Origin of the sequence: Salinigranum halophilum, assembly GCF_007004735.1 — an archaeon.
GTDB lineage: Archaea > Halobacteriota > Halobacteria > Halobacteriales > Haloferacaceae > Salinigranum > Salinigranum halophilum.
Genome location: NZ_SSNL01000006.1, coordinates 34,027 through 49,847 on the forward strand (window position 1 = coordinate 34,027; position 15,821 = coordinate 49,847).

At 68.1% G+C, this 15,821-nt stretch carries 13 protein-coding genes; 9 read left to right on the forward strand and 4 right to left on the reverse strand.

The window, feature by feature from the left end; all coding sequences use genetic code 11:
* Nucleotides 1-497 precede the first annotated feature (497 nt).
* From E6N53_RS15595 to E6N53_RS15630, 8 genes are all read left to right on the forward strand, one after another.
* Nucleotides 498-1,418: a DUF7551 domain-containing protein gene (locus E6N53_RS15595; RefSeq protein ID WP_142860481.1), complete on the forward strand. Its 921-nt coding sequence runs from the start codon at nucleotides 498-500 to the stop codon at nucleotides 1,416-1,418.
* 306 nt (nucleotides 1,419-1,724) lie between these two features.
* Nucleotides 1,725-1,964, forward strand: a complete 240-nt coding sequence (locus tag E6N53_RS15600) for a glutathione S-transferase N-terminal domain-containing protein (protein ID WP_142860482.1) — start codon at nucleotides 1,725-1,727, stop codon at nucleotides 1,962-1,964.
* 492 nt (nucleotides 1,965-2,456) lie between these two features.
* Nucleotides 2,457-2,897, forward strand: a complete 441-nt coding sequence (locus E6N53_RS15605; protein WP_142860483.1) for a DUF7287 family protein — start codon at nucleotides 2,457-2,459, stop codon at nucleotides 2,895-2,897.
* Complete coding sequence (locus tag E6N53_RS15610; RefSeq protein ID WP_142860484.1) at nucleotides 2,891-3,538, forward strand: DUF7288 family protein; 648 nt, start codon at nucleotides 2,891-2,893, stop codon at nucleotides 3,536-3,538. Before E6N53_RS15605 ends, E6N53_RS15610 begins: the two co-directional genes overlap by 7 nt.
* A complete protein-coding gene (locus E6N53_RS15615; RefSeq protein WP_142860485.1) occupies nucleotides 3,532-4,497 on the forward strand; it encodes a hypothetical protein in 966 nt (321 codons plus the stop codon). The genes E6N53_RS15610 and E6N53_RS15615 overlap by 7 nt, the downstream gene beginning before the upstream one ends.
* Entirely contained in the window at nucleotides 4,494-6,512 is a 2,019-nt protein-coding gene (locus E6N53_RS15620; RefSeq protein ID WP_142860486.1) for a DUF7266 family protein, read from the forward strand. The genes E6N53_RS15615 and E6N53_RS15620 overlap by 4 nt, the downstream gene beginning before the upstream one ends.
* 81 nt (nucleotides 6,513-6,593) lie before the next feature.
* Nucleotides 6,594-7,328, forward strand: a complete 735-nt coding sequence (locus E6N53_RS15625; RefSeq protein WP_136591150.1) for a DUF7289 family protein — start codon at nucleotides 6,594-6,596, stop codon at nucleotides 7,326-7,328.
* A gap of 6 nt (nucleotides 7,329-7,334) precedes the next feature.
* Nucleotides 7,335-9,614, forward strand: a complete 2,280-nt coding sequence (locus E6N53_RS15630; RefSeq protein ID WP_142860487.1) for a vWA domain-containing protein — start codon at nucleotides 7,335-7,337, stop codon at nucleotides 9,612-9,614.
* Nucleotides 9,615-9,635: 21 nt separating this feature from the next.
* Here the strand turns inward: E6N53_RS15630 and E6N53_RS15635 are convergent, their stop codons facing one another.
* From E6N53_RS15635 to E6N53_RS15650, 4 genes are all read right to left on the reverse strand, one after another.
* On the reverse strand, nucleotides 9,636-10,808 hold the full coding sequence (locus E6N53_RS15635; protein WP_142860488.1) for an ABC transporter permease: 1,173 nt from the start codon (nucleotides 10,806-10,808) through the stop codon (nucleotides 9,636-9,638).
* Between the two features lie 115 nt (nucleotides 10,809-10,923).
* Complete coding sequence (locus tag E6N53_RS15640) at nucleotides 10,924-12,102, reverse strand: ABC transporter permease (protein ID WP_142860489.1); 1,179 nt, start codon at nucleotides 12,100-12,102, stop codon at nucleotides 10,924-10,926.
* Nucleotides 12,103-12,133: 31 nt separating this feature from the next.
* Entirely contained in the window at nucleotides 12,134-12,922 is a 789-nt protein-coding gene (locus E6N53_RS15645; RefSeq protein ID WP_142860490.1) for an ABC transporter ATP-binding protein, read from the reverse strand.
* A gap of 4 nt (nucleotides 12,923-12,926) precedes the next feature.
* Nucleotides 12,927-14,090 (reverse strand): COG1361 family protein, encoded by a 1,164-nt coding sequence (locus tag E6N53_RS15650; protein ID WP_142860491.1) that lies wholly within the window; start codon nucleotides 14,088-14,090, stop codon nucleotides 12,927-12,929.
* A 242-nt stretch (nucleotides 14,091-14,332) separates the two neighbouring features.
* Here E6N53_RS15650 and E6N53_RS15655 point away from each other — a divergent pair, with 242 nt between their 5' ends.
* Nucleotides 14,333-15,241 (forward strand): halocyanin domain-containing protein, encoded by a 909-nt coding sequence (locus E6N53_RS15655; RefSeq protein ID WP_142860492.1) that lies wholly within the window; start codon nucleotides 14,333-14,335, stop codon nucleotides 15,239-15,241.
* Nucleotides 15,242-15,821 lie beyond the last annotated feature (580 nt).

The following is a 15,821-nucleotide window of genomic DNA, read 5'->3' on the forward strand; positions in this document are numbered from 1 at the left end:
CGACGTCGCCACGTCACGGTGGAGTTCCGGTCGGCATCGTCCGGACGGCCGCTCACGTCTCCTCGAGAGCGGGCAGTCGGGGCTCGGTGGGCGCGCGGCACTGACCGTCGAACGCGTGTACACGAGCCTGAAATCCGGAAACCTTTTTCATCTTTAGGCGAGCCTAAAACTATGCGGAGAGAGACGCGTCGTGGCGGGGCGTCGGTCCGACGTCAGCATTCGCAGCGGGGACCAGTCGTCCTCGTCGCTGGCCGTGCTGGTGGGTCGACAGCTGAACCGACACGGACGGAACCGGACGAGACGGAACCAGTCGTCGGTGTCGAGAGTCCGCCGGAAGTGAGGCGGTAGCCCGGTGAGACGATGAACCGCACGGCTGCCACTGGTGGAGCGGACCGGGCGTGGAGACGATGGACGGCCCCTGGCGGGACGGGGTGGCCCCCAGCGCGCGGTTCGAGGACGGTCGCCTGTCGGCCAAGGGAAGGGAAGACGGAGACACCATGATCGGGACAACGCTCGTCGACATCCGCGAGTACATCGAGGGACTCGCCGACCCCGCTGGGGAGTACTACCTCGTCTGTGGACGGACAGGCCACCGTCCGGTGCCGGCTGTCGGGCATCGGTTCGAACGACGGACCGCCGCACAGAGTGCGGCCCGGGCGACCGAACAGTACCGTGCGGCGCTGCGTCGATACGACCCACAGTTGCCGCACTACGACGTGATCGTCTGTCAGGACAGCGGTCCGGTTGCGCCGGCCGGACAGACGGCGGGACGACCACGGAGTCGACCCCGAGCGGCCGCTGGCCCGTCGGCGGAAGACGGGATGGGTTCGTCGGAGCACCAGACGCTCGTCGAGTTCTGTCACCGTGTGGCAGCCGCCATCTTCGAGACGCTGTCGGGTCGGGAGTTCGACGCCGTCGAGACCGCCGTCATGGACTCGTACTTCGAACTCGCCGAGCGGGTCGGCGACCTGGACAACCTCTGTCTGTGCCTGCTGGAGAGCACGGCGGCCGAACTCTCGACTCGATTGACCCCTGTCGAGCAGGCCGACGTCCTTTCGGAAGCGGCGACCCGACTGACCGCGAACGAACCGACGGCGCGACCGGTCTCGGCGACGTTTTCGCTGCTCCAGACGCGTGGGCTGCTCGGGGCGTACACGCAGTCGGCGTCGTCGGTCGACCTCGACGAGGGAGTCCAGTCGACCGTCGTCCAGGTGGCGGAGTACGCGCTCTCCCCGCAGGAGGGGCGGCTTCCCACGGTTCCGATCGTCCTCGACCTGTACCGCCGCCAACCCGACTGGCTCCCGTCGTCGGTCCGCGCCGCCGAGGCCGACGATGGCTGGCGTCTCACCTTCGAACTCGCGAGAGAGCCCGAACTGACCGGGCTCGCGAGTGCGCCGATCGACAGCGAGGTGACGTAGCCCACTGCACGTCCAACACAGCTCGTGTGGTCGCGACGTCGCTCACGCGTCTGGCCTCGACCGCCGAGTCGACCACCACTCCGTGCGTACGAGCCAGGCCGAGTCGACGAGCGCCTCGGAGAACTCGACCACCACCGACGGGGGACGCTCACCACGAACCCGCTCTGATTCGCGCCACAGTGTCCGTCCGCGGGCGACGGCGCACCAGCGCGCCGACGACGGACGACGGTGACCGTCCGTGCAGTCCGGTAGCGAAGTCGCGACGGCTTCTTGTGGTGGAGACGCGAACGAGTAGCCGAACGCGCGATGCTGGAACTCTACCGCCTCCCGGGCTGTCCGTACTGTGCGAAAGTGGAGCGGAAACTCGACGAACTCGGCCTCGAGTACGAACGGCACACCGTCCTCCCGTTTCGCTTCCTCCGTTTCGAGGTGAAGTCGGTCAGCGGGCAAGCAGGCGTCCCCGTCCTCGTCGACCCGGACCACGGTATCGACGGGCTGGCAGAGAGTGACGACATCGTCGCGTACCTCGAAGAGACGTATGGCTGACGTGCCCCGACCGGGACGGTGGTGGGTGACCGCGTCTCGTAGGATGACTGGCGGTTCAGTCGTCGGCCGCGAGTCATCCCCGTCGAACCGACGGTGAAACCTATTTCAGTTACGTCGCCACGGGCTGGCTCGGGCGGCCGAGTCGTATTGTGAACTCACCCCACACAGTGTCACTACTGTTCGGTGGACATCTCACCGAAGGCACGCCCTGTACTGGGTGGACCGAACGGAACCCATTCGAATATCGCTAACGTGTCCTCCGTATTGGGTCGTGTCACGCCCGAGACCATATTATTATCAAATATGATTTTCAACGCACAACAGTTACCACCGAAGCGGCGAAACCACGAGAGCAATGGGATCCAGAGCGCTTCGAATCGGTGCCCTCCCACGACCTCTGGGCCTGTCGCTCCCGGTCCGTCCGTGGCCGTGCCCGGTGTCGTCGGACACCGGTTCGGGCTCGACCGCGCACCCGCAGTGGCGGTGGTGTGCATGAGTGACCGTGCGCAGACGACACACGACTACGCGGTCGGCATCAGCGTGTTCCTCCTCACCGTCGCGTTCGTCTTCGCGTACGTTCCGTCCGCACTCGGTGCGGTCGGCGACGGAACCACGGGGGCGGACGCCGCGACAGCCGACCGCCTCGCGACGGAACTGGTCGCCGAGTTGTCCGTCGACGACTATCCGAACCGACTCAACGACTCGTCGGTGTCGACCTTCTTCGCCTCGGGGTCGATGGCGACAGTGCGCACCGACTACGACCTCCGGGAGTCGACGTACGCGAACGTCACCCTCGAGTACGCGAACGGGAGCGTCGTGACGGGACGAGACGTCCACGCGGGTGCGTCCTACGCGGACCAGCGGGCCGCGACGATGACGCGGATGGTCGTCGTCGACGACGTTCGCTACCGGCTGGTGGTGAGGGTATGGTGACCACCGACGACCGCGGACAGGCGTTCACCCTGGAGGGCTTCGTCGCCTCGATCGTGCTGCTGTCTGCGGTCCTCTTCGCACTGCAGGCGACTGTCATCACCCCGACGTCCGGCGGGCAGGTCTCGGAGTCGACGCGTGGACAGCTGTCGACCGAGGCGAGCGACCTCATGGACGCCCTCGCCGACGACCCCGAGACGAACTTCGCGAACGCCATCCGACGCTGGGATGCGACCGGACAGGTGTTCGACGGTGCCGTCGACGACTCGTCCGGATACGGCTCCGAGGGACCCCCACCGGAGCTGTTCGACGAGGCGTTCGAGGAGACGTTCACCGAACGTGGCTACACGTACAACCTCGTCTTCCACTACCGCGGCGGGAACGTCTCGGACCTGAACGACGGCGGAGGAACGCTCGCACTGGTGTACCGTGGCCCTCCCGCACCGGACGCCGTCTCGGTGAGTCAGACGGTCACGCTGTTCGATAACACCACGCTCGACCAGGAGGTCAACAACGACGACCGACAGCTCTGGGAGTACGACACCGACCCGTCCGACGGCGACGACGGCTACTTCCCGATTCCGGATGCCGCCCCGCGGAGCCGGCTGTACAACGTGGTGGAGGTGCGTCTGACCGTATGGTGACCGTGCTCGACGACGACGCCGGACAGCTCATCCTCGTCGGGGGAATCGCGCTCGCGTTCGTCGTCATCGCGCTCGCGCTGGCGTTCAACGGCGCACTCTTCGCCGACTCGCTCGCGGACTCGACGGCCAGAGCCGACCTCGACGTGTCGGAACAGGTCGACCGACAGGCCGCTCGCGACGCTCCCCGGTTGCTCCTGTATCTCAACCACCGAACCCCGTACGCGGACGTCGGAACGCTCGACGAGGCGGTGACGGCCAACGTCTCGACGTACACCCGGTTGACCACCGAGACCCGACTGCAGTCCAGACCGGGCGTGGTGAACGTGACGCTCGTCAACCGGACGTACGGCACGCGCGTGCTGCAGTCCACCGACGGCCCGTTCACCGAGGACGGCTCGGTCGGCGGTGACCCGAGTTGGCAGCCCGTCGACGACCGACGGGCGGTCGGGTGGGCCGTCCTCAACCTCGACGCCGCGAACGTGACGGACGCAGACGGCGCGGACCGGTTCACGATCGAACTCCGAGACGGCGTCGGGAACTCGGCGACGCTGTACCTCTCGCGGAACACGACGACGGGCGACGACTCGCGAACGGTCGACGTGGAGACGGTGCTCTCGAGCGGGAACGGAACGGCACCGACGCCGTGTGCGCCGTCACAGGGACGACTGCTGCTCGACCTGCGGGACGGGTCGAGCTACGGCGGCGGGTGCACGTTCAATCTGACCGGACCGCTCGATGGCCCGTACGAGGTCCGATTCACGAACGGGGACGCCGCGACCGGCACGTACGCGTTCGTCACGTCCGGGTCGCCACCCAACACGCTCGCGGCGGGGTCGTACGCGTGCCCCCTGCCGAAACCGTGTAACGCGCCCGTCGTCTGGGAGGCGACGGTCGTGACGTCGTACGAGACGGGGACGGCGACGACCACGAACAACCGGACCGTCGAGGTGTACTCGTGAGTCGCGCCGACGTGTTCTGGACGGCGGACCGTGGGGTCGCGACGACCGTCAACTACGTCCTCGCGATCGCGATCACGACCGTCCTCATCAGCAGCCTCCTCGTCGCGGCCGCGGGGTACGTCGACGACCGCCGAGAGCGGGCGGCCCGGGCGGAACTGGAGACGGTCGGGAGTTCGCTGGCCGCCGATATCGCCGAGGCGGACCGCCTCAGCCGACAGGGGATGGACGTGACCCTCCGCGCGCGTCAGCCCGAACTCTCAGCGGCCGACAGCTACACGGCCACCCTCACCACCGACTGCCCCGCCGGACAGGACGCCTGTCTCGAGCTGCAGAGTTCGGGCCCGACGGTGACCGTCGTCGTTCCCGTCACTAACGAGACGCCGCTCTCGCTCGGCTCGATGGCCGGTGGCTGGCAGGTGTCTTCAGCCGGGACCGGCGCGGCGGTCGCCCCGCCCCGAACGAGTACGGTCGGGCCCAACATCGGTATCGGCCGGGGCGTCTCCGGGCGTCCCTCGGCCCGCGACATCGTCGACCCGACGAACCGGGCACCGATTCCCGGGTTCGCCTACGACCCGTACATCCCGTTCCCGAACGAGACGGTCCTGTTCGTCAACGACACGGCGGACCTCGACGGCAACCTGGATTCGTTCACCTGGGACTTCGGCGATGGGTCCCCGAAGACGAGCGGGGGCGTCGTCACTCACTCGTACGCGGAACCGGGGCGTTACACGGTGACGCTGACGGCGACAGACTCGGAGGGAGCGACCGACAACATCTCCAAACAGGTCGTCGTCTCCGGGCTCGTCTACCAGAAGGACGCACTCGCGTTCGACGAGGACGGCGACGGCTATCAGGGCGGGGTGAGTTTCGGTGTCCGCAACGACTTCGACGACCCGGTCTACATCGAGGACGTCCTCGTCGACCCGACGGCCGACGTCGCGACGGTGGGGTCGTTGAGCGACCGTGACGACCGGGAACTGACGAGCGACGGCGTCGCCCGCGAGAGCGTCGAGGTGTACGTGGGTGCCAACGACCCCGGCTGGGTCGACTACGGCCAGGACGGCGACACGGACACGACCGCCGGGATGACACTCGCCTCGGGCGGCCAGCTCGTCTCGCTGAGCGACGACCAGTCGTCGCCGCAGGTCGAATCCGGCGACGACCGGGCGCGGCTCACCCAGAACTCGGTCGCCACCATCGAGTTCACCGAGTTCCGTGAGGACGTCAGCATGGTCGGGCGGAACATCACCGTCGGCTTGCGGTACACGGTGAACGGAACCTACTACGCCTCGCGCTTCGTCATCGAGCCGATCAGCGGGCCGAGCGCCGAGTTCGGCTTCGCCCCGTCGGACCCGACGGTCGGCAACCCCGTGACGCTCAACGCTGCGGGCTCGGACGACCCCCAGGGGGCCATCACCGCCTACGAGTGGCGCTTCGGCGACGGGTCGACCGGTACCGGTGAGACGGTCACGCACGACTACGCCGACCCGGGCCTCTACATCGTCACCCTGACCGTCACGGACGACGACGGGTATCAGGACTCGACGACGCGGCTCGTGTTCGTCGAGGACAGCGACGTCGTCTGGGCGGAGAACGTCAACGGCGACGAGTACACGTCCCAGGACGGCGTCCGCTACGAGGACGACGCCGCCGGGTACAACGGCTGGTCGACGACGGAGCCAGTGGCGGACACGCAGGACGACTTCGTCTACCAGACGGGGGCGTACTACTGGAACGACGTCGTGTACGCTCAGAACGTCCCGAACGGCGAGTACGAGGTGACGCTCAAGCTCAACGACCCCGGCGACTTCGGGCGGATGGACGTCGAGATGGAGGGACAGCTCGCCGTCTCCAACCTCGACATCGACGAGGAGGCCGGTGGGTCCGACACGGCGCTCGACGTGACGCGAACCGTCGAGGTGACCGACGGACGACTCGAGATCCGGTTCGACCCCGACGACGGGGAGTACGCCCTCGTCTCCGGCATCGTGGTCAGGGAGGCCGACAATGCGTGACGGACGGGATGCGTGGGGCCGCTCCCTGCCGAGCGACTGCGCCGCTCGGCGTCGCTGCACCGACACCGGAGGTGTGACACGGTGACGCTCGGACGACGGCTCGCCGGCGGGGACGACCGTGCGGTCAGCGACACCATCTCGTTCGTCCTCGTCTTCGGACTGGTCATCACCGGCGTCGGGCTCGTCTCCGTGTTCGGCATGTCGGCACTGACGGACGCGAAGGACGGGGTGAGTGCGGAGGCGGCCGAACGGGGGTTCGTCACGCTCGCGACGGACATCGACGACCTGGAGACAGCACAGAGCCCGGTCCGCACGAGCGAGCTCTCACTGACCGACGCGGAGATGGCGGTGACGGGCGGGCCCACCGTCGACGTCGCCGTCGGGAACACCTCGTTCGCGGAGACGCTCCAACTGGGCGCACTGGAGTACCGGACCGCGGCCACGACAGTGTCGTACGCGGGCGGAGGCGTGTTTCGGACCCAGGCCGGGGGGACCGTGGTCGTCTCTCCGCCGTCGGTCCGTTGCACGCCGGCGTACGCCACACTCTCGCTCGTCCGCCTGACCGTCGACGGCTCGAACGCCGTCGGTGGAGGGACGACTGCCGTCGCGGTCACGCGGTCGGAGACGACGCTCGTGTTCCCCGAGACGCGCACGGCCCAGCACGTGACGAACGTCTCCGTCACGACGTCCGACCCGCGGTGGCGGCAGTACTTCGCGTCACAGTCGGGGTGGGCCAGCACGGGCCCCGACACGAGCACGTGTACGACCGACCGCGTCTACGTGCGAACGACGACCGTGTCGGTCGACCTGGAGTGAGTCCTCATGAACGACCAATCAGCTTCGACGAACGCGGACGAGTCGGCCGAGACGACGCTTTCCGAGCGGTTCCCAGCGGCGAGGGGGAGCGAATGGCGTCGAGAGACGAGGGCGGCGAGTGAGACGGTCGGAACCGCCCTCCTGATCGGCATGGTGTTGACCAGTGTCGTCATCATCTCGGTCGCCGGTGCGGGCGTGCTCCAGTCGCTACAGACCGATATCGACCAGGAGGAGACCGAGGTCGGAGTCAGAGAGGTCGACAGCCGGCTCTCGTCGCTCGCAGGGGGTGGGGCGACGTCGGCGGAGCTCTCGTTCTCACAGAAGTCGGTCCAGTCGGTCACGGTGAAGAACGGGTCCGCGGGCGGGGCGGTCCACGTCTCTCTCAACGGGGGGACCTGCAACGTCACCCTCCCGATGAGTTCGATTCGATACGACGAACGCGGGCAGACGACCGTGTACGAGGGCGGCGGGATATTCAGGGTCTCCGACGACGGTCTCGGTGTCGCGGTCGTCTCACCGCCCGACATCACGGTCGAGGAGGGAACGGTCGACATCACGACGCTGAACCTCACGAGCGGGGTCGGGAGCGACCGCGCGACGGTCACCAAACGCGGGGCGTTCTCGGCCACCCAGAGTGCGGAGTTCGAGTACGAGTTGTTCAACAGCGCGGACGAGTGCCGCCGCCCGGACAACGCGACGGTCGCCGTCACCAGCGACTACTACCGCGGCTGGGCGAAGTATCTCGAACAGGAGACCGGGACGACGGCGACGGTCGACCCGGCCACCTCGACGGCCGAAGTAACGCTGTCGAGTGCAGCCCTCCCCGAGAGCACCAACGACAGCCTCAACGCGGTGGTCAACCTCTCGGACCCGTCGATAGCCACCGTCGACAGAGCCCAGGGGACGATCAAGGTGGACAAGAACGTCTCGAACCAGTACACGGCAACGGCCCGTCCGCTCGCGGAGGGCATCCAGGTGAGTTCGGTCAAGAAGTTCGAGACGAACGTCGCCTACCGGCGACCAATCACGGTCGTGTTCGTCTTCGACGAGTCGGGGTCGATGAACTACGACGACGACCGCGGGCGGTACTGTACGGAGTCGTACCTCAACCCAATCAACGGGCCCGGGAACCGGTGGGGACAGACCAACGACCCGGCGTGTACGACCCGGATGGACCGCGCGCAAGACGCCGCGAAGGCGTTCGTGAGTCTCATGAACGAATCCCGAGACCGCGGCGGCGTCGTCGGCTTCTCGAGCAGCGAGTACACGCGCTACGTGACCACGCCGAACGGGCAGTACGTCACCGACGAGTTCGGCGCGACGGGACTCAACGGCAGTATCGACCAGCTGGTGACCGGCGGCGGGACCGAAAGCGCAACCGGCCTTCGCCGCGCGAACGTCGTTCACGACCTCAAAGGCGAGAGTGCCGGCCAGCGCATCGTGATCTTGCTGAGCGACGGGCAGGACGACACCACCGCACCGGACCCGCTCGACGAGGCCGAAATCGCGGCCGAGAACGACATCACGATTCACACGGTCGGCTTCGGCGACGGGGCCGACAACGCCACGCTCGAATCGATCGCCGACGAGACGGGGGGGACGTACTCCTACGCGGCGACGGACGACGACCTCGACGACGTCTTCACCGAGGTGTTCGCGACGATCGCGGAGACGGACGTCATCGTGAACGAACCGGTGGCGCTGGACGCCGGTGTCGGCGGGAAGGTGTTCAGGCCGTCTCTCGGGGGGAACGCGGACTACGTCGCAACGGCCGGCGGGAACGTGAACGTGAACGACCCGACCGCACCGGCGTTTCGGTTCTCGATGACCGCCGACGACGGTAACGTCGTCGAAATGAACGCGACCACGTACGACTGTGAGGAGTACGAGGTGACTAGTATCGTCCAGGAGAACGGGACGAGCGAAGACCTCGTGGAGTTACGCTGTGCGGAGATCGACGAATCGTCGGCCACCACGATTCCCCCCTCGAACGTGAGTGTCTACCTCGACGGCGACGACGCCGGTCCCGTCATCAACGAGTCGAGCGCGTGGTGGGACGGCGATATCCGGAACGACACGTTCGCACAGGGCGACAGCGACGCACTGGTCGACGCGACCGATACGTTCACACTCGCGAGTAACCAGGCAGTCGTCGTCTTCGAGTTCGGAGCCAACGACCGGGCACCGAAGCGGCTCGTCATGCTGTACGAGATCGGCATCTCCGAGGACACCGCCACCGCGAACGTCGTCAACATCGACGTGACGACCGCCGACGTCGACGAGTGAGGGCCCGGCGGTCGCCGGCGCTCAGCTCCGAAGCGCGTCCACGGGCCGCTCGCTCGCCGCTCGCCACGCCGGGTACGCGCCGGCGAGCAGGCTCGTCCCGACCCCGAACGCGACCGCACCGAGCAGGTATAGCATCGCCGTGCGACTGAACGCCAGCGGGTCGCCGAGGAACACCGCGTTCGCGACCATCGTGGCGGCGAGGGCGATGACGAATCCACCGCCCGCACCGATGGCACCCAGGAGTGCCGCCTCCGCCAGCAGGATGCGGACGATATCGCCCTTGGTGTAGCCGACAGAGCGCAGGACGCCGATCTCCTCGCGACGCTTGATGACGGCCATGAGCATCGTGTTCGCGATGGAGACACCGGCCACCAGGAGCGAGATGCCGCCCAGCCCCACGAGGAAGAGGTTGATGCCGTTCACGATGGTCTGAAACAGCCGAACGAGCGACGTGAGTTCGAACACCAGCAGGCGGTCCTCCCGGTCGTTGAACCGCTCGCGGAGCGCCGTCGCGACGCGCTCGGCCCGCTCGACGGAGGTCGTCGTGATGCGCACCTGACTGTACTGTCGGTTCTGCGCCTCTTCGATGGGGAGGAACACCTCGCTCACGCCGAACGACTGCGTGGGCTCGAGCACCGCGACCACCCGGTAGGCGCGTTCGGTCTCGGTCGCGTTCGCCCCCTCGCCGGACGACTGGACCAGTTTGACGCGGTCGCCGGGCTGGACGCCGTGCTCGGTCGCGAACGCCGCCGAGACGACCGCTCGCTGGCGCCAGTTCGCCGGGAACTCGCCCGCACCGATGTCGTACTGGACCCGCGGGTCGTCGAGATAGGTGACCGATACCTGTTCGCGTCTGCCCGCGCGCTCGACGTACTCCATCGACTGCTCTTTCGTCGCGACGATGCCGGCCGGGCCGACCACCTCCTCGATACTGACGAGGTCTTCGCGGTCGAAGTACTGCTGTTCCTTGTCGGGGCCCGGCGAGAGGAAGACGTTCGTCGCGCCCTGGCTCTGGATGCTGTCGAGTTGGCTCTGCTTGAACGCCGCCCCGCCAGCGCCGATGGTGCCGATGGCGACGACCCCAATGAGGATTGCCGCCGCGGCGAGGATCGACCGGACCTTCGCCCGCGAGACGTTCCGCCGTGCGATGACGAGTCGCGGGAAGCGGCCGGCGAGCCGAGAGAGCCAGTTCACGCGGCACCACCCCCAACGTCGCGTCCACGGACGGCGGGTCCCGCTCGCACGGGAGCCACCGTCTGCGCCGGTTCGGCCGCCACCACAGCCGACCGGGTCGTCCGTTCGTCAGACATCAGTCCAGCGCCTCCACGGGTCGCTTGTTCGCCGCTTTCCACGCGGGGTACAGGCCGGCGACGAGCGCCGTCACGACGCCGAACGCCATCCCGAGACCGACGTAGCGAATCCCCTCGGGCGTGAACGCCAAGGGGTCACCGACGAGTAGTTGGTTGGCGACCAGTCCGATGCCCAGCGCGAGCGGTGCACCGATCGATGCGCCGATCACACCGAGGATGGTCGCCTCGGCGAGGAGCAACCGCACGACGGCCGTCTTCGGGTAGCCCACCGCGCGGAAGACGCCGATTTCCCCCTCCCGCTCGATGGTCGACATCAACATCGTGTTCGCGATGGTGACGGCCGCCACGAGCAAGGAGATGCCGCCGACGCCGATGAGGAACTGGTTGATGGTCTCGAGCGACTGCTCGACCTGGTCGCGCTGTTCCTGCACGGGGTTGACGAAGACGCGACGTTCGCGCGCGTTGAACTCGGCTTCGAGTTGCTGTTCGACCGTGTCGATGCTCCGGGACTGGGCGTCCACGCGGACGATGGCCTCGTCGTACGCGTCGGTCTCGAACTGCGAGAGGGGAACGAAGACGGTCTGGTCGGCCGCCAGGGGGTCGGTGAACCCCTGTGGTTCGAGGACGGCCACCACCCTGAACGACCGGTCGAACTCGCCCGCGACGCGGACCGAGACGCGGTCGCCGACCTGGATGTCGTGTTCGTTCGCGAGCCGCGAGCCGACCACGACGGTCCGGTCCCAGTTGTCCGGCAGTTGGCCCGACGCCGGGTCGTAGAACGCTCCGGGGTCTTCGACACCGGTGACGCGTGCGGTCGGGATGGCCTCGCCCGCCCCCGTCCGGACGGTCGGGGTGTACTCCTGGACGATGGGGAGGACGACCGCCCCGCGCGTCACCCGTCGCATCCGGTCGAGTTCCTGTTCGGAGAAGGTGCGGTCGGTCGGGTCGGCGTCGGCGTAGACGACGGGCGAGACCGTCGCGGTGCCGCCGAACCCCTCGTACGCCTCGAGCTGGTCCTGTTTGAACGCCTCGCCCCCGATGCCGATGCCGCCGACGGCGACGACACCGATCACGATGGCCGCGACGGCGAGTATCGACCGGGCGGAGGCCCGAGAGAGGTTCCGCCGGGCCAACACCAAGAGGGGGAACAGCGAGGCGAGTCGACGGAGCGCGTTCACCCCGACCCACCCCGCAGAGACGGCTGTCGGTTCATCGTTCGACGTCCTCCGCGTCGGGGGACACTTCGCCGTCGATGAGTTCGACTACCCGGTCGGCGGAGTCGGCGACGTACTGGTCGTGGGTGACCGTGACCACGGCGACGTCCTCGTCCGCCCGGAGCCTGTCGAAGAGGGCGAGAATCTGGTCGCCGGTGTCGCGGTCGAGGTTCCCCGTCGGCTCGTCCGCGAGCACGACGGCGGGATCGTTGATGAGCGCGCGGGCGATGGCCACCCGCTGTTTCTGTCCCCCCGAGAGTTCGTCGGGGTAGTGGTCCAGCCGGTCGCCGAGGCCGACCTGTTCGAGCAGGTCGGTCGCGCGGTCGCGTGTCGCCTTCGGTTGCCGTTCGAGCATCCGTGGCATCTCGACGTTCTCCAGCGCGGTCAGCGTCGGGATGAGGTAGAAGCTCTGGAACACGAAGCCGATCAACTGCTTGCGTTTCTGCGTGCGCTGGCCGTCCGAGAACGTCTCGACGGGGGCGCCACGGATTCGAACCGCGCCGCGGGTCGGGACGTCGAGCAAGCCGAGCAGGTTGAGGAGCGTCGACTTCCCACTCCCGGAGGGCCCGACGACCGCGACGGAGTCCGACGGTTCGATACGGAAGTCCAGCCCTTTCAACGCCTGGACGACCTGTCCGCCGGTCTCGTACTCCTTGACGACCCCGTCGCCGCGGATGATGGGGGGGCGGGTGTCGTCGGTGGGCGGTGCGTCGACCGTCGAGTGCTCGCTGTCGTCGCGGGAACGGCTCGCGGCGACGTCGCCGGAGCGTCGGTCTGCACCCATCGGCTCACCTCCGCCAGCGGTACACGACGCCCGCGAGGACGAGGACACCGACGGCCGCACCGACCGGCAGGAGGGGCGGGCCACTGGGCTGTGGTTCGGGCTGTCGGGTGCGCGCCTGTTCGACGGGAATCTCTACGGTGTGGGTCTTTTCGACGCCGTCGACGAGATACCTGACTTCGACCGGGACCGAGGAGACGTTGCCCGCGACGCTCGTGGTCAGCGTGAACGAACTGAAGTCGCTCCCTTCGACGCTGCCGACGAAGTAGTTCGCGCCGGCGACCGCGTCGGTGTCGTCGATGGCGACGACGACGCCCTCGACTTCGGTCGTTCCGACGTTACTCGCCGTCGACGATATCTCGAGGGTTCCACCGCGGGCGACGGCTTCCGTCCCGGTCAGCATGATCTCACCGGGGTTCGACGGCGCGCGGAAGTCCGCGCGGAACGTGCGATTGAGCGACCGGCGGTCGCCGTCGTCCGTGTACTCGAGTTGGACGTCGACGGGGTACCGACCCGCTTCGGACACGGTCGCGGGGAAGCGGAACGTCGTCGTGTTCTGCGCGCCGACCTGCGCCTGCACGCGCCGCTGGACCTCGAAGTCCGCCTCCGGAGAGGAGACGGTGACCGCGACCTGGTCCAGCGCACGCGGCCGACCGTTCCCGACGGTGACGTTCACCGAGCGGCTGGCACCGGGGACGGCCCGCTGGGTGGAGAGTTCGATCTGCGGCCGCGTCTCGTCGACGACCTGCACCGTCACGGGGTACTGAATCACGACCGGCACGTCGGAGGGGTTCACGCCTCTGACGTTGACCGTGAACGTGTGTCGTCCCGGTTCGTCGAGCGTCACCGGGACCGACACCGGCATCGACGAGCCCGCCGGGAGGCTTCCGAGGTCGTCGGCGACGTACGTGTCGGCACCCTGGCCGCTCACGTACACCTCGTTGATCTTGAACGGGCCGCCGTTGCCGGCGTGGTTCCTGATGGTCACTTCGACTTCGAACGACTCACCGGGTGTCGGCGTCTCCGGCGTGTGCGTGACGTTCGTCACCGAGACGTACGACGCGTCCGACTGCGCGGCGACTGGCGCGCCCGACAGGCCGACGGCGACCAGCGGGAGGCAGACGACTGCGACGAGGAGGAGGGCACTCGTGGAGGGTCGAGCTGGGGACATCAGCCGGAAGAAACCACGGCCGCCGTATAGTGTTTATGCTCGGTCAGGTTCGGTAGCGTGTCACAGACAGCCACGCCTCTCGGCACGCGCGAGACTAGCGAACGCGTCGCCCCCACAGTGGGCGACCGACCCTGCGGCTGCGTCGACGGACAGCGACGAGCCCGCGGCGAGCGTTAAACCGCTCTTTGACTCTCCACAACACATAGTCGGGCGGGGGGCGAAGCGGCGACCGGTGAGATTCGATGGACACACCACCTGAGTGGTCCCGACGGACGGTGCTCTCCACGGCGGCACTCGCGAGCCTCGGCTCGGTGACCGGCTGTCTCGGCTCCGCGGCCGACGTGCCCGGAGTTGCTCGCCCGGCCGACGCCACCGACGAGGAGGCGGCCGAGACACCGGCGGCCGACGCGCGGTGTCTGACCGACTTCCTCGCGGGGGCCAACGGCTACGACGGCCACACGAAGCGGTATGGCCCCGAGGCCGAACCAACGGTCATCGTGGGGGCGAGTCCCGACGGCCGCGACACACACGACGCGTTCGACCCGGTCGTCGTCCGCGTCGTGCCCGGGACGACCGTCTCCTGGCGGTGGACCGGGTACGGCGGGCCGCACAGCGTCGTCGCCCGCGATGGGTCGTTCGACAGCGGTGCGCCGGTCGAGACCAACGGGACGCACGTCACGCACACGTTCGCCGAACTCGGCACGTACCGGTACGTCTCGGAGGCGGACGGCGACCGGGGGATGCGCGGCGTCGTCGAAGTCGCGGAACCACCCACCGGGGAGTACCCGGCCGTCGACGAGTGGCTCGCTACCGTCGAAGGGTACGACGGGACGATTCCGGACCGCCGCGAGCAGCCCGCCGTGACCGTCACCGTCGGGTCGGCGGCCGGCCCCGACGCGTTCGACTTCGCGCCGCCGGCGGTCAAAATCTCCCCCGGGACGACGGTCACGTGGGTCTGGAGCGGCGACGGCGGTCCGCACAACGTCGCCTTCGAAGACCACGACGTCCGGTTCGACTCGTTCGAGCCTGAACCGGGCGTCCACTTCGAGCACACGTTCGACGAGACCGGGGTGTACCGGTACGCCTGTGAGCCTCACGAGAGCCTCGGCCAGCGGGGCGCGCTCGTCGTCGAGGAACCGTCACAGGACTGAGCCGCACTCGTTCTTCGCGCGGAGCGACCAGCCGCGCCCGAAGCCGGATGGCTCGACGGGCGGGTCCGACCGCTCGGCGGTCCGCACGAGCGCCCGACGGTCGGCGCGCTCGACACCGAGAACGGGAACGGTTGAGCACCGCGCACGCGACACGACCCGCTCACGGTCAGGTGACGGGTCGACCACGGCCGTCGGCTACCGACCCTTCGACGCGACGTCTCGAGAGACGCCGCTCGGGTGTGTTATCGGCCGGCGAGAAGAAAGAGAAGACGGCACGCGATGGGATGGGATGACGGGACGGGGGGGCGTCCCGAAGTGGGCAGGAGCTTGTGCCGACACGGAACGTCGGCAACAGGGACGACGGGCGGGAGGGAAAAAGAGCCAGCGAAGGCCACGACGCTCGTTTGTGTGACGAGTTCACACAGTGTTGGGGGATGCGTCGACGGACGAACTGGCGGCCGGCCGTCGGAGCGCCCAAAGACTCGTGTCCGCTCCGCATCTGCCGGGACGCATGGACGAGCAGGACGAAGCCGAGGAGGGCGACGAGGGCGAGAGACACTCGACCGTCGTGACGACGAGG

Coding starts and splice junctions, on each gene's coding strand:
- E6N53_RS15595 (WP_142860481.1), top strand. CDS start 498: ATGATCGGGACAACGCTCGTCGACATCCGCGAGTACATCGAGGGACTC.
- E6N53_RS15650 (WP_142860491.1), bottom strand. CDS start 14,090: ATGTCCCCAGCTCGACCCTCCACGAGTGCCCTCCTCCTCGTCGCAGTC.
- E6N53_RS15610 (WP_142860484.1), top strand. CDS start 2,891: ATGGTGACCACCGACGACCGCGGACAGGCGTTCACCCTGGAGGGCTTC.
- E6N53_RS15615 (WP_142860485.1), top strand. CDS start 3,532: ATGGTGACCGTGCTCGACGACGACGCCGGACAGCTCATCCTCGTCGGG.
- E6N53_RS15655 (WP_142860492.1), top strand. CDS start 14,333: ATGGACACACCACCTGAGTGGTCCCGACGGACGGTGCTCTCCACGGCG.
- E6N53_RS15645 (WP_142860490.1), bottom strand. CDS start 12,922: ATGGGTGCAGACCGACGCTCCGGCGACGTCGCCGCGAGCCGTTCCCGC.
- E6N53_RS15600 (WP_142860482.1), top strand. CDS start 1,725: ATGCTGGAACTCTACCGCCTCCCGGGCTGTCCGTACTGTGCGAAAGTG.
- E6N53_RS15605 (WP_142860483.1), top strand. CDS start 2,457: ATGAGTGACCGTGCGCAGACGACACACGACTACGCGGTCGGCATCAGC.
- E6N53_RS15630 (WP_142860487.1), top strand. CDS start 7,335: ATGAACGACCAATCAGCTTCGACGAACGCGGACGAGTCGGCCGAGACG.